The organism is [Clostridium] aminophilum DSM 10710, from assembly GCF_000711825.1.
Taxonomy (GTDB): Bacteria; Bacillota; Clostridia; order Lachnospirales; family Lachnospiraceae; genus Clostridium_R; species Clostridium_R aminophilum.
Genome location: NZ_JONJ01000011.1, coordinates 29,385 through 45,865, shown reverse-complemented (window position 1 = coordinate 45,865; position 16,481 = coordinate 29,385). Strand labels below are relative to the sequence as shown.

Genomic DNA, 16,481 nt, shown 5'->3' with positions numbered 1-16,481 from the left:
TAAAATTATAGCATAGACCCCTGTCAACTGCAAGAAAATCTAATCTTCCTGCAACTTTGCGGCAATGTGTTCCGGAAGGAAAAGCCGCACCCGGTCAATCCGGTTTCCTCTCACCCGATCGGCGACAATCCGGATGCCGTCCACCACGACCGTCTCGTCCTGCTTCGGAAGATGACCGAGAATTCCGATCATCAGTCCGCCGATGGAATCGTAGTCTTCCGACTGCAGGCTCAGTTTCAGCCGGTCATCGATGTCGTCGAGATTCATGGAACCCTCGATCAGATACTCTCTCCGGCCGACTTTGCGGAGATTATCGTCTTCATCCGCGTCATACTCGTCATGGATCTCACCGACGATCTCCTCCAGAATGTCCTCCATCGTGATCATTCCGCTGGTAATTCCGTATTCATCCAGAACGATCACGATATTGATATTCTTCCGGCGCATCTCCAGCATCAGATCCGAGATATTCTTCTGCTCAAAGGTGTAGGCGGGTTTTCGCAGATACTGCCGGAGTTCAAACGTTTCCGGCTTCAACCGGTCCGCTCCCCTGAGAAAAATGTCCTTGATATTCAGAATACCGATGACATTGTCGATCGCATCCTCATAGACCGGAAAACGGGTGTATTTCTCCTCCCGGAAGATCTCCATCAGATCCCCGTATCCGATTTCAACATCAATCGCCGTCATATCGACTCTCGGAACCATGACATCTCTTACCACCGCGTCGCCGAAGTCGAACACGTTGTTGATCATGGTTTTCTCGTCTTCCTCGATCTCACCTTCCTGATGGCTCACCTCGACCATCGTGCGCAGCTCATCCTCGGTGATGGTATCTCCTTTCCGGTTCGTATCCACATTCATGAGCGTGAGGACGATCTTTGCCAGCCGGTTCACGATATAGATCAGCGGCCGCAGTACAATCATCAGGACATGAATCACCCCGGCCACATGGAGGGAAATGTCTTCGGCCGCAAAGGTGGACGCCGTCTTCGGCGCGATCTCGCCGAACACCAGCACCATCAGCGTCAGAATTCCGGTCGCCGCTCCGACCGCCCTGCTCCCCCAGAAATCCGCCGCCAGCATGGCTGCCAGCGCGGAGGCATACATATTGACAATATTATTGCCGATCAGAATCGCGCTGAGCATCCGGTCCGGCATTTCCAGAATCCGGAGCACCCGTTTTGCCCTGCGGTCACCCGCGTCCGCAAGATTGCGGATACGGATCCGGTTCACCGTAGTCAGCGCGGTCTCCGCGGATGAAAAAAATGCCGACAGAAAAAGCAGTACCGCCAGCACACACAATCGAGTGATATCTTCTGTACTCAATGATCGATTTCCTCCTGTGAATTGTCGTTGGAATCACGCCGGAAACAATATATAATATTCGTATTACCGTGTCAAATCCGCTCGCGGATCACACCGTTATCTTCTCCGGTCCCGGACACGGGCCGGATTATTCTTCACTCATATTCCGGCTGTCAATTGAGCCGGGAAAACAGCTTTCCGGCTTCAGCCAGGAAACGAAAGGATTTTTTATGAATATCACCATCGGAATTGATATCGGCGGTTCCACAACCAAGATCGCCGCTATGGATGAGTCGCAGGCACTCCTCGGAACCCTTCAGGTCAGCGGATCCGACCCGATCACCACCGCCTACGGCGCGCTGGGACATTTTCTCAGCAGGTACGGCATGAAACTAAATCAGGTCAGAAAGATCGCACTTACCGGACAGCGGGCGACCTTTTTTCACGACGATATCTACGGAATTCCGACCATTCACAGCGATGAACTTCTCTCCGTCGGCCGCGGAGGTCTTCATCTGGCGAAGCTCAGCCGTGCTCTTGTGGTGAGCATGGGAACCGGCACCGCTTTTGTGCGCGGCGACCGCACCGTCGAATCCAACGATGAGAAGGACATCTTTCGTCACATCGGCGGCAGCGCCCTCGGCGGCGGAACCCTGATGGGACTGGCCGGCCGTATGCTTCAGGTGAGAAGTTTTGATACCCTCAACCAGATGGCACAGCGCGGCGACTACCGGCGGGCGGACCTCATGGTCTCCGATCTGCAGGACGGCGACGGCGCGCCGCTCAGCGGAGATCTCACCGCGGCCAACTTCGGAAAGATCCGGGACGATGCCGGCGACGACGATATCGCTGCCGCACTCTTTCACCTGATCTACGAGAACACCGGCGTCTTCTCGGTCTTTGCCCTCTCCGGCGACACCATCCGGGATGTCGTGATCACCGGTTCCCTCGCCGAACTTCCGCAGGCGCAAAGCGCTTTTGACGTCTTTAACCGCATGCCGGACATCTTCCGCACGCGCTTCATCCTTCCGGATCACGCCGCCTTTGCTCCCGTCATCGGAGCGCTGCTTGATCCTCGGATGCTGAATGATCCGTTTTCCGGCCGTCTCTGACAAACACCAGAACGGTCACCAGAATGTTTCCGAGTAATACGCCGACATCGCCCAGATTGAAGACCACCCTGTCCGCGATCTTCCGGTCGATGGAGAGATAATCCACCACATAGCCTTTCCGCAGGCGGTCCAGAAGATTGCTGAGTCCGCCCGCCGTGATCAGCGTCCATGCCGTCCGGTCTGCCGCCGTCGAATGTTTTTCACTCATGACGCGCGCCAGAATTCCGGCGGCGGCGCTGGTCATCACCAGCGGAATCATCTTTACGATCTGCGGATAATTCCGGAGAAAACCAAAGGGGAATCCGTCGTTGTGATTCCGGTAGAGTTTTATTAGATCCCCGGTGTGCCGGACGTTACGCGGATACCGCTCCGGATCATCCCGCTCCACCATCTGTTTCATAATCTGATCCGCGCCGAACAGTCCTGCACCCAACAGCACGTATTTCCAACATTTCATGTCTTTCCTCCGATCTCCGGCCCCGCAGCCACGCCCGTGTTCCGGATTCGCACGATCCGTATGACATCATTCATTGTATCATACTTTTGTCCTCCTGACGGCCGCATCGTTCTTTTCGATTTCCGATCGGAGTCCATTTGAGGCCGGATCCCCTCCCGGAAATCCGGCCTCGCCGTGTATGGAAAATGATTTTTCGCTATGTCTCCGCGTTCAATCGCTCCGCAGTGCATCGATGGGGTTCAGTCTGGACGCTCTTGCCGCCGGCATATATCCGAACAGAAGTCCGATTCCGACTGAAACGCCGAAGGATACCAGAATCGAGCCCGGTGTCGCCGAGGCATCGATGTCCATCACCGCTTTCCCGACAATTTTGGTCAGAATGCAGCCGAGGGTAATTCCGATCAGTCCGCCCATCATACTGGTCACCGCCGCCTCAATGACAAACTGCTGCAGAATGGTTCCCCGCTTTGCGCCGAGAGATTTGCGGATACCGATCTCCCTTGTTCTCTCCGTGACGGACACCAGCATGATATTCATCACACCCACACCGGCGACCAGAAGGGAGATTCCGGCGATGCCGCCGAGAAGAAGCGACATCATGCTGATCATGGAATTCATGGAATCCAGCATTTCCGACATGGCGGTTATCTTATAGAGATCTTCGTTTTTCATGATCGGATACAGGAAATCCCCGATCAGCGTCTTCACCAGATCCGTCTGCGACGTATCGCGCATGGTAAACACGTAGCTGCCGACGGTGCCGTTCCGGGACAGTTTCAGTGCCGCTGTATACGGAAGGTAAACAAAATCATCGCTTCCGCCCTCCTCCAGCTCATCGCTCTCGCTGGTCTGACGTTCCACCACGCCGACGATCGTGTAACTCTCACCGTTGATCCGGATGTCCTCGCCGGTGGCTGCCGACGGCGTCTTAAAATACTCTGTCGCAAGGTAGTAGCCGATTACGCAGACCTTTGACCGGGAGGTGATATCCGCATACTGGATAAACCGTCCCGCCTCCAGATTTTTCCCGATGATATCCAGATAATCCTCGCTGATACCCGTGACGGAAGTCGAGTCCAGCGACTCATTTCCGATCTTTACCGTACCGCCGGAGATGGGCACCGACGGCGACATCCCGTCAAAATATGCCTCATTGTCCTCATAAAACTCATACATCCGGTCGACGTCAACCGACCGCGTCCGCAGATTTGTGATGCTGACATTGATCCGGTTCGTTCCCATACTCGCGAACTGTTCCGTCATATAAGACATCTGACCGTTGACCAGACCAACCAGAATGATCACCGCTGCCACGCCGATGATGATTCCGAGCATCGTCAGGAACGAACGCATCTTATTGCTCCATATACTCCGGATGGCCAGCAGAAAAGACTGTACTAACATGCGATTTCTCCCGTTTCTGCCGTTTTCACGCGGGTGCTCTCATCTTCCAGAAGAGCCGCGTATTCCGCGGAAGTTCCGTCAAAAGTGATTTTTCCGTCCATCACGCGCACCACTCTCTTGGCTTGCACCGCGATGGAGTTGTCATGGGTGATCATGACGATTGTGTTGCCCTCTTCGTTCAGTTTCTGCAGAAATCCCAGCACCTCCCGGCTTGTTCTGGAATCCAGAGCGCCCGTCGGCTCATCCGCCAGAATCAGCGACGGATCACCGGCCAGTGCCCGGGCGATGGAGACACGCTGCTGCTGACCTCCGGAGAGCTGGGAGGGATGATTCATCCATTTGTCGGCAAGACCGACCCGCTCCAGCGAAGCCATCGCGCGCGCTTTCCGTTCCTCCGGGGCGATCCCCGCATAGAGAAGCGGGAGTTCCACATTGCCCAGAAGATTATCTCTGGGAAGAAGGTTGTACTGCTGGAAAATGAAGCCGATGGTCTTATTCCGGATCTCGGCCAGCTCGTCATCCGACATATGGCTGACATCCTGACCGTTGATGAGATACTGGCCTCTCGTCGGCACATCCAGCGCTCCGATGATGTTCATGAGTGTGGATTTTCCGCTTCCGGATTTTCCGACGATGGCGACAAACTCTCCCTTCCGGATCTTTAACGAGACCCCGTCGGAGGCATGGATTTCTTCGTCGCCCATCCTGTAAATCTTATAGATATCCCGAAGTTCGATCAGCGGCGCATTGAGTTCCCGCCCGGCTCCGTTCGCGTTTTCCGGAGCCGTTTTCTTTTTTCCAAAACCGAACATGTTCAAACCTCCGCTTCTGTGTTTGTCTTATTGTCAGCGAATTTTTATGATCCGGCGGGATATGTCCGCTGTCTTATCGCCTGCCGCGTCTGTCCCGCCGTGTTCTTCTCTGTCCTGTCAGATGCCGCGTTTTTCCGGTTTATCCCATCGGACCGCCGCTGCGGCCTGATCCTCCGCTTCTTGAACCGCCGCCGGAGCCGGAACCGCCACCGGACGGGCCGCCGGAGCCGCCGCCGAAGCCTCCGCCCGGCGCGCCGCCCATTCCCGGCATTCCTGTCATCTCATTGGACGACCCTACCGAACTCTGGGTGATGTAGATCTCGTCGCCTTCCTGCAGATCACCTTCTTTAATCTCCACATAATCATCACTGGTAAGGCCTGTCTGAACTTCCACTTTCCGGAATCCTGCCGGGACATTGCCCTTCGCTTCCGTCACGGAATCATCCTTCACATAGACCGCATTGCCTCTCTGCAGGGCATCCACCGGAACCGCCAGCGCATTATCCACCGAATCCAGAATGATCACGCCCTCGACGTTCATTCCCGGAAGGAGGTCTCCGTACTCGGTCATCGTGACGGTAACCGGATAGTTGGTTACACCGTTGCTGGTGGAACCCACCATGCTGACATTGGTGACCTCGCCTTCAAAGGTCTGACCCTCAAACGCATCCGCGGTCACTTCCACCTTCTGTCCGACTTTGACATTGGTGATATCCACCTCATCAATGCTCATCTCAAAAGTCACCGTGGAGAGATCATAGATCACCGCCAGCGTCGTGGTGCTGTTGCTGCTGCCCTTGATCTTATCACCGACTTTTGTGTTCTTGGTGATGACCTTGCCGGAAATCGGCGCGGTGATGGTATAATTATCATAACTGTCCTGTGTGGAATCCAGTTTGCTCTGGGCACTCTCCACGGACGACTGGGCGCTGTCCACCGAGTCTTCATACTTCTCAAGGATTTCTTTCACATCCTCCGCATCGATGGAAAAGATCGGCGTTCCGACGGTAACATAATCGCCGACATGGACGAGAACCTTGCTGCAGACTACGCTGGAATCCAGATCCGCGCTCATGTCCGAATCGGAATCCGCGGTAAAGGTGCCGTCGCCGCTGGAAGCATAATCGCCGACCACCGCCGTCGCCGCCGTCGTCTCGGTCAGTCCTCCCGGGTTCTCCACCGAGATCTCGACATAGCGGACAAGTCTGCCGCCGTCCAGGGTTTCATCCCGGGAACTGACCGCCGTCACGGTTCCGCTGATCTCCTCCAGCGTATCGCTCAGAGTGAGGACCGCGCTCTGGCCGACCGAGATCTGCATTGCCTCCACATTCAGGAACGGCAGACGGATCGACATATTGTTATCGTTGTAAATTGTCGCGATCGTCGAATTGCTGCCAACCTTGTCTCCGTCCGAAATCTTTAATTCCTTGATATATCCGGATTTCGTGGCCTTGTAGGTATTGCCGCTGTACTTCGACTGCGCTTTCGCCAGGTCACTGACCGCCCGGCTGTAACTCTTGTTGGACCGATTCAGCGTATTGTTCGCACTGCTCAGCTGGGAATCCATCGAGGATGCATCGATCCGATAGAGCACATCTCCCTTTTCCACGGTATCTCCGACTTCAAACGTGCACTCGATCACCTCGCCTTCCGCCAGCGAAGTGATGGAATACGTATCCTTCGGTGAAATGGTTCCGGAGGAGGAAAGTGTCTTCTGAATGTTCTGCCGTGAGACAGCGGAAGTCTTGACGCTCTTTGATCCGCTTCCTGCTTTTTTGCTGTTTGCCGCATAGAGTGCACCGCCGACGGAGCCGGCCGCAATCAGGACGGCAAGCGCGATCGCCGTTTTCCGGTGTTTGATTCGTTTCAGACGTTCTGCTGCATTTTTAAAAAATGTAAATTTCATTGCCATCCTGCTCCCCGTCCGCTCAGTCCGCATAACTTATGACATATTTCTTCTCATTTCCGTCACTGTCGGTCTCGGACTTCCAGACAATGGAAATGTTGTCGTCGATCTCCAGACTTCCGTATACCGAGAACGCAAACTGCATATCGCTGCTGTCGATGTAATAGATCTCTCCGTCCAGCGAAATGGACGTCGGAACCATGATGTCTGTCGATCCGTAATAGATCGCATCCAGATTTCCGTGAGCCGCGCCCATCTGCGTTTCCCCGTCTTCTCCGGTGGTTCCTTCCTCCGAGTATGCATAAACCATCTTACTCTTTGTGTTGTAGTAGATCAGGCAGACGCCGTCATCGGCCGCATCCTCGATCTGGGACTTCGTGCTCGGCTCGCCGTTGAGATAGAACGATGCATCCGATACCGAGAACGGCACGATCCCGCTGATATGTTCTCCATCGCTCAGGGTATACGGTCCTTTGAGATCGCTCTTGAGGGACTCAAGAAGATTGATCTCTCCGTCATCGGTCAGCTTGTAGCCGAGCACCTGCGCGTAGACCGTCGAGCTTGTCTTTGTTTTATTTTCATTATCCTTGGTATTGGTATCCAGAAGATTGTAGAACAGATGCACGCAGTCGGACCAGGTCAGCGTATCGGAAATCCCTTTTCCGACATCGTCATTGAGTCCAATGGCGTTAAATTTTGTCATCCGGTTCATGGTGACATTGCCCGTGAAATCGTCGTTGGTGTATCCCAGCAGCGTCATGAGTGCCTTTGCGGCGTCGAGCATTTTCACCGGCTCATCCGGCTTGAAATTTCCGCCGAGATATCCGGTCATCCAGCCTTTTTCCGCTGCCACGCGGATATAATTGCAGTAGGGATGATCTGCCGCGACATCGGCGTACAGCGCGATGCCGGTCTCGGTTCCGATGGAATCGTGATAGGACGACGCCTGCACCAGCATTTTGGCAAACTCCCCTCTCGTGATGGTTCCCGTCTCATTGGAGGTTCTCGTGAGAATGCCTGCGGCCATGACCACTTTCTTCTGCATCGCGTAGTTGGAGGACGCCAGCACGGTGAGCGGATTCATAATTCCGACAACGGTCACCATCCCCAGAGCTCCGGCTGTATATCGAATTGCATTTCTCATAATGAATACCCCTTTTCTGATTCCAATCCGTCCGAGAGTTTTCGGACCCGCAATCATTTTTCTGTCTATCTTTCTGTATATCTTTCCGTTTATCTTTCTTACGAAGATGTAATGATTCTATCGGTGAAATGTGTTCAAAATCGGGGCAAAATGTGGAAATTTTGTGAAATATCTTTTCGAGAACAAAAAAGATCGGACCGCATCCCGTGACGAAAGTCACAGGCGTCAGTCCGATCAATTCCGGCATTTTATCGCGGCCTTTTTTTCTCCTCACACCGGATAACCTTACAGAGTTCCTCCGCCAGCACACGATGCCCTTCGGGCGTCAGGTGAAGGGAATCAAACTCCGAAGGAGTGACATACTTTGCCGCATTGAAAAACACACAGCCCTTCCGGTCGGCAACTCTCTGATAGCATTCCGGAAACTTTCCGGACTCTGCCACGGCGGTTTCACTGAACGCTCCGAAGAACGGAGATCGCCGTATCCCTGTTCCGATCTCCGGCGGCGATACCAGAATAATCGTCGGCACAAATCCCTGTTTTTCCGCAGTAAAACTCCGGATCACATCGACCAGAGTCCCTGCGCCGTCCGCAATTTCCCGGGCTGTCAGGTGAAACGTTTCCTTGAGATCATTGCTGCCAAGCATCAGGATCACGATATCCACCGGCTTATGGGAATTCAGACAGGGTTTCAGATAATCCAGCCCATTCTTCCATCCGTCGATCGGGTCATCGTGAATGGTGGTCCGCCCATTGCATCCTTCTTCAATCACCGCATACTCATCTCCGAGAAGCAGCTGAAGGCGTCCCGGATACCGGACGCTTTTGGGATAACGCATTCCGGTTTCCGGCACATATCCATACGTGTTGGAATCTCCATAACAAAGAACTGTTTTCATTGCTCATTCCACCTGTCGCACATTTCCAAAAGAATGAATTCGGTCCGAACAGCCGTATTCAGCGGCCTGATTTCTTACGGCTGCCCGTTCTTTTTCGCGTTCTCCGCGTTCTTCCGGTAGCTGAGAGTGATCTCCACTTCCTTTTCCTGATAAACACGGTTCTCATCCTCACGCATAATGGTCACCTTGACCGTCTCGCCGCCGTGATAATAACTAACCAGCTTCTGCAGATCCTCCCCTGTTCGAACCGTCTCGCCGCCGAATTTTACGATGACGTCCCGCTCCTTCAGGTCCGACTGCTCCGCGGCGAAACCCGGGATAATGCGGTAGACATACACGCCCTCCGGAAGATTATAATTCCGTGCGGTGACCGCATCGATATTGGACATCTGGATTCCGATGTATGCTCTCTGATCCTCCGGAACCGGCACTTTCGTCTTCTTGGTCATCAGATCATCGATGATGGTCTTGGCCTGAGAGATCGGAATCGCAAAACCGACGCCCTCCACATCCGTGCGGGAATACTTTGCCGAATTGATTCCGATCAGTTCGCCCTTCCGGTTCAGCAGCGCACCGCCGGAGTTTCCCGGATTGATGGCCGCATCCACCTGGATCAGCGTTCGGGTTGTCCCGTTCTGCATCGGGATCTTCTTGTTCAGCACGCTGACAACACCGCTGGTCACCGACTGTCCCTGACCAAGTGCATTTCCGATCGCAATGACACGCTCGCCGAGTTTCAGCGAATCCGAATCACCCATGACCGCAACCTTAATTTTTCCTTTTGTTTCTTCCGGAATATCCTCCATCGCAACCGCAATCACCGCGAGATCGGTATTCGGGTCTGTTCCCTTGACCGCCGCCTCCACAGAAGTTCCGTCGTGGAAGGTCACGGTCAGTTTCTGACTGTCCGCCACAACATGATTGTTGCTGATCAGAAGCAGTTCACTGTCGTTCTCTGCCGCAATGATACCGGATCCCGAACCGCTCGCGCGATAGGTCTGCGGACCGAAGAACCAGTCATTCTGCGTGATGGTCGTCTGAGTATTGATCGCCACCACCGACGGAATCGCATTTTCCACAATCTCCGATACATCATAGAGATCGGTCACGGTTCCGCTCTCCACCGAACCGATGGCACCTCCCACCGTGGAATCCGCCTTTTCCTCCGTCTCCGGCGCTGCCTCTTCCAAAATCAGCGGAGCCGATGTCTCTCTTGTGTCACCGGAGGAAAATACCCGCTTCGCCGCCTGGTTGACACCGAACATCGTTCCGCCGGCGACAACACCGAAAAGAATTCCGGAAACAAGGATTCCAAGCACTTTTTTTCCGGTATTGGTCTGCTGAACAACCGGCGGCTGCGGAACCGGTCCGTCCTGCCATCCGGTCTGACTCTCAAAATCATTGATGGGATGGCCAATGTAGCGGGAATTGGCAAATCCGCCGAACTGTGTTCCCTGTTCGCTGCTGTTCCAGGAACCGCCCCCTGCGCTTTTTTCCGGCGCTGTCCCCCCGGAAACCGCGTTATCCGGTGCGCCGGCGTCATGTTCCGTATTTTCCATATTTTCCAGGTTATCCATATCTGTTTCGTATTCGTCTCTATCTTTTTCGAATTCGTCTCTCTGATCCGTCATCGCGCACTCCTCCCGTTTTATTATTTTGTCCTCATTATAGCGCATCTTTGTGTCCAAAATGTGTTTATCACGAACAAAGTCCGCAAGGCGACATCGTCTCCCCCATCCCCTCACTCCTGAGAGGAACCTGCGAACTTTGCGCACCGCCGCTGATCACCGCAAGGTGACATCTTCCACTCAGCGGCGTGCGCATCCTCGAGGATCGTTTTGTTTCAAGGGAAATGAGGAGCATTTTCCTGTGAAACGAGTCGAAACACACTTCGCAAGTTTCGAGCGTTTAGCAGCCGTCACCAAAGACTCACTAAGGCGTGAGCTTTGGCAAATCAGCCGCGCAAAAAAAACGAAGCCGCCGCCCCATCCCGGGGCAGCGGCCTCACACCTGCTTTCATCAGAGCACAAATTCAAACCGGAATGTATCTCCCGGCTGGAATCCGTTTCCGGCTTCCGCCTTCGTCACTTCAAAAGAAGCACCCTTCCATCCGTCAATTGTGATGATACCTTCTGTCTTTTTGTCATCGGAGACAAATGCAAGCGTTCCCTTTCCGCGCTCGGAAAAGGTTCCGCAGAGACTTCCGGTCCGATGAATTGAAATCAATGCTTCATTGTCATTTTCCCAGCCCTGACGAAGTACAAGGGAGCTGTAGATCTCTCCGGTTCCCTGATTGTCCACATAGGTCCCGTAGATGTCCTTTTCCGGCATTGTGAATCTTTCATTCCGAACCGCCGCCAGTTCCTCCGCAAGCAGATAGACTCTGTTTTTCGTGATGCCTTTCAGATAACCGGATTCCAGCATCGGATACATACTGCCGCCGTCCTCCGCCGGACCGATATTCAGAATGACCGCCTCTTTCTTCATGGCATTCCAGTTTCTCTGCTCTTTCAGAACCCGATCAACCGTACTCTGGGGTGCACTCTCACGGAACCTTCCCCAAAGACTGTTCAGCTCGTCATCCCACAGTTCATAGGACCACTCCGCGACAAAATTGAGTTCGACCTGAGCCTGCGCGGCAGAGAACACTTCGTCATACTGTTCGGAGAGCTTCTGAATCTTCCGGAGTTCTTCCTGCAGCGTGGCAGAATGGGTTGCTGTGGAGGCGACTTTTGACTTTATTTCGCCGGAATAATCATGTGAGAGATCCAGTTCCGCCGATGTTTCACCGGTGCTATCTTCCTCTTCCGAAGAAACACTCCCGGAAGCCCCCTCGCTGTCACCGGAGAGCTGTGCCGATTCCGATGTCTTATCATTATCCGATACCAAAGACGCTTCCGCGTCACTTTCCACTTCCGCCGTGCTGACGGTTTCATCCGCCGTTTTCTCTGCCGGTGTCTGTGCCGCCGCAGAGGATGCTGCCGTTCCGGCCGCTGCCCCGCATGCGGAAAGAACCATTACTCCGGTCAGAACACCACACGTCAGAATGCTCCGTACCCTTGTTCCGGACCTTCTCTCTCTGTTTCTTTCACGCTTCATGTCCATGCCTCTCTTCCTTCCGGCAGCCGTCGCGAGCCGGGATCGGTCAATACCGGTAATCCGAATAGGAACGCCCGGTATAATCTGTTGTGTTTCCCTGCGAATCCTCCACCACTTCACCGCGGTCCGCATACCAGTTGTGATAAACCGGCGGCTCCGGGTCCGGTTCCGGCTCATAATAGCCTCCGGAATCATCATCGTCATATCGGGCTCCCCGATCGAAGTCATCGTAAGAACCGAAAGAGTAATCCGACCAGGAATCATCGTAATCCACGGTCTGTTCCTCTTTCTCTTCCTTCTCCGGCTTTTTCGGCTCCGGATACAGTGCATCCCTCATTTCCCTGAGACGGTCTCTCGCCTCCAGAAGATCCTTATCCGGTCCGTATTTCTCCATAAGTTCCACAAGCATGCGGAAACCGATCTGAAGGCGCAGCACCGGTATCTCATTATAGAGTTCTCTCACTTTCTCCGGCGCCGCATCTACGCCTCCGACCATCTGAATTTCCAGGAAAATCCTGGTCATGGTCATATGCATGTTCAGAACGGTCAGACAGAACCTGTTTTTGCTGATGGAGCAACTCTCATCTCCGGCCGAATCCGTTTTCTCTTCTTTTTTCCTCTCCGGGGATGCGGAAGAAACGGCAGCGGAGATCGTCGACGCTGCGGTATGCCGGACAGATTTCTCCGCTGCGCCGTCTGCGGATGCCCCCGCTGCGGAAGTCAAAGTTCCTCCGCCCGCGGATGCCCCCGCCGCCGAAAGCGATCTTTCCATTTTCCGGGTATTCGACATGTGGGCGACGGATCCTCTGTCCCAAACCTTTTTGATGATCTTCCGGATCAGAATCAGGGCCATCAGGCACACTTCCAAGCCGACAATTTCCTCCTGCATGGTCAGAAAATAGATCAGATCCGGCGCATCACACAGCGCATTGTTGAGCGGCGCCGGATATAACTTGAGCACCGCATCTCCGATACCCACCAAAAACTGCAGCACATACTCCACCATTTTCCCATTCTCCCCCAATATGTGTTGTCAGCAGAGTGTCGCATAGATCACAGCCTTGATCGTATGCATACGGTTTTCGGCCTCATCGAACACGATGGATCGGTCAGACTCAAAGACCTCGTCCGTCACTTCCATCTCAGTAATTCCGAACTTTTCGGCGATCTGTGCGCCTATCACGGTTCTGGTGTCATGGAAGGACGGAAGGCAGTGCATGAATACCGCTCCTTCTTTCGCATTGTCCATTGCTTTCCGGTTTACCTGATATGGCGTGAGCAGACGGATCCGCTCTTCCCACACGGAATCCGGCTCGCCCATGGAAACCCAGATATCGGTGTAAATGATGTCGGCATCCCTGGTTCCCTCATCCACACTCTCCGTCAGACGGATCGATCCGCCGGAAGCAGCCGCGATCTCGTTCGCTGTATTCACCAGAGCTTCCTCCGGCCAGAGAGCCTTCGGTCCGCAGGCGGTGAAATGGAGTCCCATTTTCGCGCACACAATCATCAGGGAATTGCAGGTATTGTTTCTGCAGTCGCCCATCAGAGTCAGGTTCAGACCCTTCAGATGGCCGAATTTCTCCTCAATCGTCAGCATATCCGCCAGCATCTGTGTCGGATGGAACTGATCAGTCAGTCCGTTCCAGACCGGAACGCCGGCATATGCCGCCAGTTCTTCCACAATCTTCTGATCAAAACCGCGGTATTCAATGCCGTCATACATCCGTCCGAGAACACGGGCCGTATCGGCAATACTCTCCTTTTTTCCCATCTGGCTGCTGCCCGGATCAAGGTAGGTTACCCCGAGTCCGAGATCATGGCCTGCCACCTCAAAAGAGCATCTGGTGCGCGTCGAGGTCTTCTCGAAGAGAAGGACGATGTTCTTTCCCTCAAGGTACCGGTGGGGAACACCGTTGCGCTTCATCCGCTTAAACTCTGCCGCTGTATCGAGCAGATAGCGAATTTCCGCCGGTGTGTAATCGAGAAGTTTCAAAAAGTTTCTGCCTCTGACATTTACGCCCATAGTGACTCTCCTTTTTCAAAATTATGCTGTTTTCTTTGCAGACTTCGCTTTTTTCGCATTCTGCTGTGTCCCGGAAGCGGCTTTCTTTGCCGTGGATTTCGAGGATGACGCCGTCTTCTGCGCCGTCTTCTTTGCGGATGACGCCGTCTTCTGCGCCGTTTGCTTTGCGGTCGACGCGGTCTTCTGCGCCGTCTGCTTTGCGGTCGACGCCGTCTTCTGCGCCGTCTGCTTTGCAGATGACGCGGTCTTCTGCGCTGTCTGCTTTGCGGTCGACGCGGTCTTCTGCGCTGTCTGCTTTGCAGCCGATGCAGTCTTCGCGGTCGTCTGATTCGTCTCTGCAGTTTTTGCCGCTGACGTTTCCTGTACGGCAGCGTTCCTGTCTGAGACGATCTCCGCATTCTCCCCTGCAGTTTTCGCTTCCTCTTTCGGTTTCTCCTTCATCTCCGCGACGTTGGTCACCTCGGAGACATGTTTGCTGATTGCCTGAACCGTCTCGGACGGCGCGTAATCATCCACATCAAACAGGAATTTATGGAGAAGCGTGACGTTGGAGGCAAGTGTCGCCGGAGCAACCACCGAACCTCTTCCCTTCACTCTCGAAAGCTTGTTGTTTTCCGGGAAGCCATAGCTTCCCGCGATGTGATAGTGACCGACATTGGCCGCCATGCGAAGCGCATCGCTCACATCCGCGCTGGTCGCCACTTCCGGAAATACCGTTTCAACCAGCGAATTCAGGGTGGAAAGATCCGCCTTCTTCATTTTCTCCAGCGCAAGCTGGATGACGGTCCTCTGGCGCTCGGTGCGCTTGAAATCGCTGTCCATCAGACGAAGCCGGCCGTATGCCACCGCCTGCACGCCGTCAAGGTGATTCATTCCCGCCTCTTTCAGCTGATGCGATCCGATTCCGGTCGCTTCCACCGTCTCCGAGATAAACGCGTTGATGTAGAAGAACTCGTCCTTTGTGATTTCCACATCAATTCCGCCGAGAATGTTGATCGCCTGTGCGACTGCCTTCCAATTGAAGGTTACATAATCGTCGATGTTCACATCCAGATTCCGGTTCAGAGCCCACACCGAACTCTCCGGTCCTCCGCTCTGATAGGCCGCATTAAGCTTGTTATACACCTTGTCCGACACCTTCATGTATGTGTCGCGGTAGACGGAAACCAGCCGGATATCTCCGGTGTCATGGTTGATGCTGACAATCATGTTGACATCCGCATTGGTGCCTTTTCCGAGATTGCTGTCACGGCTGTCCACGCCGAATACCGCCACGGTCCAGTATCCCTTCATGCGGGCCATGGTGTCCGCGCTCAGGCCGGTATTGGCAATATTGTTTCGGTTCCACGGAAGGCGCTGGATCAGATCCAGTTTCCCCTGCGTGTAGACATAGCCCGCCGCAAAGATCACGGAGACAAAGAGAAACAGGCCGAGAAGGATTCCGAAAAATCCTCCCTTCTTCTTTTTCCGGCGAATGCGCTCCTGCGCAGCCTGCGCCATCCTGCGGTCCGCGTCTTTCTTCTCCCGCTCACCGTCAAATGCGGGGCGTTTGCCGGCATCCCCCCTTGATGGAGAATGCTTCGGAGAAACGGAAACCTGCAAACCGTCTGCCGGCCGAACCGATTCCCCGGTGTTCTTTGTACTGCGGTCAAATGTTTCCTCATCCACCGGCACTTTTCCCGCTGACATTTTTTCCGCAGAAGTTTTCCCGGCCGACACTTTCCCGGCGGGTTTTCTTTCCGCTGCAGTCTTTCGGACCGGTTCAGCATCCCTGCGGTGATTCTTCGTCTTCGCAGACGCATCGCGGATCATTTTCTTCTTTCCGGAACGTGTTTCCTGTGCCGCCTCCGGCGGATAGACCTCATCCTTCCACGCTCTTCTTCTCACCGGAAGATCAATGGAAAGCTCTGTCTCCTCTCTCCGGCGGACCGGCCGCTCGCTTCTCACCGGCTTTCTCGATGCCGGAAGGTCCACCGACACTTCCTCTCTCCGCCGGGCCGGCCGCTCGCTTCTCACCGGCTTTCTCGATGCCGGAAGGTCCACCGACACTCCCTCTCTTTGCCGGGCCGGCCGCTCACTTCTCGCCGGCTTTCTCGACGCCGGAAGGTCCACCGACACTTCCTCTCTCCGCCGGGCCGGCCGCTCCGGCCGCTTCGCGCTTCCCGCCGCGGAAGATACGCGCTTTCTTCCCGAAAAATTGTCCGTCATCAGGTCCAGCTTCTGTTCGGGTGCAGCTTCTTCTTTCAGATCGTATAACTGCGTTCCCCGCATTCTGCGCGGACGCCGGCGGATATCCTTCTCACTCATTTGGCAC

Annotated in this window: 13 protein-coding genes; 1 reads left to right on the top strand and 12 read right to left on the bottom strand. The window is 54.4% G+C overall.

All coding sequences use genetic code 11. The features are described from left to right. Positions 1 to 39: 39 nt before the first annotated feature. Complete coding sequence (locus tag BR86_RS0108985; RefSeq protein ID WP_031473194.1) at positions 40 to 1,329, bottom strand: HlyC/CorC family transporter; 1,290 nt, start codon at positions 1,327 to 1,329, stop codon at positions 40 to 42. 209 nt (positions 1,330 to 1,538) lie between these two features. Between BR86_RS0108985 and BR86_RS0108980 the strand changes: the two genes are divergently transcribed. Continuing rightward, entirely contained in the window at positions 1,539 to 2,420 is an 882-nt protein-coding gene (locus BR86_RS0108980) for an acetate and sugar kinases/Hsc70/actin family protein (protein WP_051684719.1), read from the top strand. Here BR86_RS0108980 and BR86_RS0108975 read toward each other — a convergent pair. From BR86_RS0108975 to BR86_RS15230, 11 genes are all read right to left on the bottom strand, one after another. After that, the gene (locus BR86_RS0108975) at positions 2,362 to 2,877 is read right to left on the bottom strand and encodes a signal peptidase II (RefSeq protein ID WP_031473190.1); all 516 of its coding nucleotides are present in this window, start codon (positions 2,875 to 2,877) and stop codon (positions 2,362 to 2,364) included. The two genes, BR86_RS0108980 and BR86_RS0108975, sit on opposite strands and share 59 nt — an antisense overlap. A gap of 210 nt (positions 2,878 to 3,087) precedes the next feature. Continuing rightward, positions 3,088 to 4,281, bottom strand: coding sequence for an ABC transporter permease (locus BR86_RS0108965; RefSeq protein ID WP_031473188.1), 1,194 nt, complete (start codon positions 4,279 to 4,281; stop codon positions 3,088 to 3,090). Further along, on the bottom strand, positions 4,275 to 4,985 hold the full coding sequence (locus BR86_RS0108960; protein WP_051684717.1) for an ABC transporter ATP-binding protein: 711 nt from the start codon (positions 4,983 to 4,985) through the stop codon (positions 4,275 to 4,277). Before BR86_RS0108960 ends, BR86_RS0108965 begins: the two co-directional genes overlap by 7 nt. 247 nt (positions 4,986 to 5,232) lie before the next feature. Beyond that, positions 5,233 to 6,999: an efflux RND transporter periplasmic adaptor subunit gene (locus BR86_RS0108955; protein WP_031473184.1), complete on the bottom strand. Its 1,767-nt coding sequence runs from the start codon at positions 6,997 to 6,999 to the stop codon at positions 5,233 to 5,235. 22 nt (positions 7,000 to 7,021) lie between these two features. Then, the gene (locus BR86_RS0108950; protein WP_031473182.1) at positions 7,022 to 8,143 is read right to left on the bottom strand and encodes an S-layer homology domain-containing protein; all 1,122 of its coding nucleotides are present in this window, start codon (positions 8,141 to 8,143) and stop codon (positions 7,022 to 7,024) included. A 248-nt stretch (positions 8,144 to 8,391) separates the two neighbouring features. Next, positions 8,392 to 9,042 carry an SGNH/GDSL hydrolase family protein gene (locus BR86_RS0108945; RefSeq protein ID WP_031473180.1) on the bottom strand — a complete coding sequence of 217 codons (651 nt, stop codon included), beginning with the start codon at positions 9,040 to 9,042 and terminating at the stop codon, positions 8,392 to 8,394. 74 nt (positions 9,043 to 9,116) lie between these two features. Continuing rightward, positions 9,117 to 10,673 (bottom strand): S1C family serine protease, encoded by a 1,557-nt coding sequence (locus BR86_RS0108940; RefSeq protein WP_051684706.1) that lies wholly within the window; start codon positions 10,671 to 10,673, stop codon positions 9,117 to 9,119. 388 nt (positions 10,674 to 11,061) lie between these two features. Beyond that, a complete protein-coding gene (locus tag BR86_RS14690) occupies positions 11,062 to 12,141 on the bottom strand; it encodes a lysozyme inhibitor LprI family protein (protein ID WP_161767302.1) in 1,080 nt (359 codons plus the stop codon). 46 nt (positions 12,142 to 12,187) lie between these two features. Beyond that, positions 12,188 to 13,147 (bottom strand): hypothetical protein, encoded by a 960-nt coding sequence (locus BR86_RS16070; RefSeq protein ID WP_031473174.1) that lies wholly within the window; start codon positions 13,145 to 13,147, stop codon positions 12,188 to 12,190. Between the two features lie 27 nt (positions 13,148 to 13,174). After that, positions 13,175 to 14,167 carry an ornithine carbamoyltransferase gene (argF, locus tag BR86_RS0108925; RefSeq protein ID WP_031473172.1) on the bottom strand — a complete coding sequence of 331 codons (993 nt, stop codon included), beginning with the start codon at positions 14,165 to 14,167 and terminating at the stop codon, positions 13,175 to 13,177. 21 nt (positions 14,168 to 14,188) lie between these two features. Beyond that, a complete protein-coding gene (locus BR86_RS15230; protein ID WP_081844206.1) occupies positions 14,189 to 16,474 on the bottom strand; it encodes an LCP family glycopolymer transferase in 2,286 nt (761 codons plus the stop codon). Between the last annotated feature and the right edge of the window lie 7 nt (positions 16,475 to 16,481).

Excerpts from the sequence above, each read along its gene's own strand:
- BR86_RS0108980 (WP_051684719.1), top strand. The coding sequence starts at position 1,539 with ATGAATATCACCATCGGAATTGATATCGGCGGTTCCACAACCAAGATC.
- BR86_RS0108975 (WP_031473190.1), bottom strand. The coding sequence starts at position 2,877 with ATGAAATGTTGGAAATACGTGCTGTTGGGTGCAGGACTGTTCGGCGCG.
- BR86_RS0108965 (WP_031473188.1), bottom strand. The coding sequence starts at position 4,281 with ATGTTAGTACAGTCTTTTCTGCTGGCCATCCGGAGTATATGGAGCAAT.
- BR86_RS0108960 (WP_051684717.1), bottom strand. The coding sequence starts at position 4,985 with ATGGGCGACGAAGAAATCCATGCCTCCGACGGGGTCTCGTTAAAGATC.
- BR86_RS0108955 (WP_031473184.1), bottom strand. The coding sequence starts at position 6,999 with ATGAAATTTACATTTTTTAAAAATGCAGCAGAACGTCTGAAACGAATC.
- BR86_RS0108950 (WP_031473182.1), bottom strand. The coding sequence starts at position 8,143 with ATGAGAAATGCAATTCGATATACAGCCGGAGCTCTGGGGATGGTGACC.
- BR86_RS0108945 (WP_031473180.1), bottom strand. The coding sequence starts at position 9,042 with ATGAAAACAGTTCTTTGTTATGGAGATTCCAACACGTATGGATATGTG.
- BR86_RS0108940 (WP_051684706.1), bottom strand. The coding sequence starts at position 10,673 with ATGACGGATCAGAGAGACGAATTCGAAAAAGATAGAGACGAATACGAA.
- BR86_RS14690 (WP_161767302.1), bottom strand. The coding sequence starts at position 12,141 with ATGAAGCGTGAAAGAAACAGAGAGAGAAGGTCCGGAACAAGGGTACGG.
- BR86_RS16070 (WP_031473174.1), bottom strand. The coding sequence starts at position 13,147 with ATGGTGGAGTATGTGCTGCAGTTTTTGGTGGGTATCGGAGATGCGGTG.
- argF (WP_031473172.1), bottom strand. The coding sequence starts at position 14,167 with ATGGGCGTAAATGTCAGAGGCAGAAACTTTTTGAAACTTCTCGATTAC.
- BR86_RS15230 (WP_081844206.1), bottom strand. The coding sequence starts at position 16,474 with ATGAGTGAGAAGGATATCCGCCGGCGTCCGCGCAGAATGCGGGGAACG.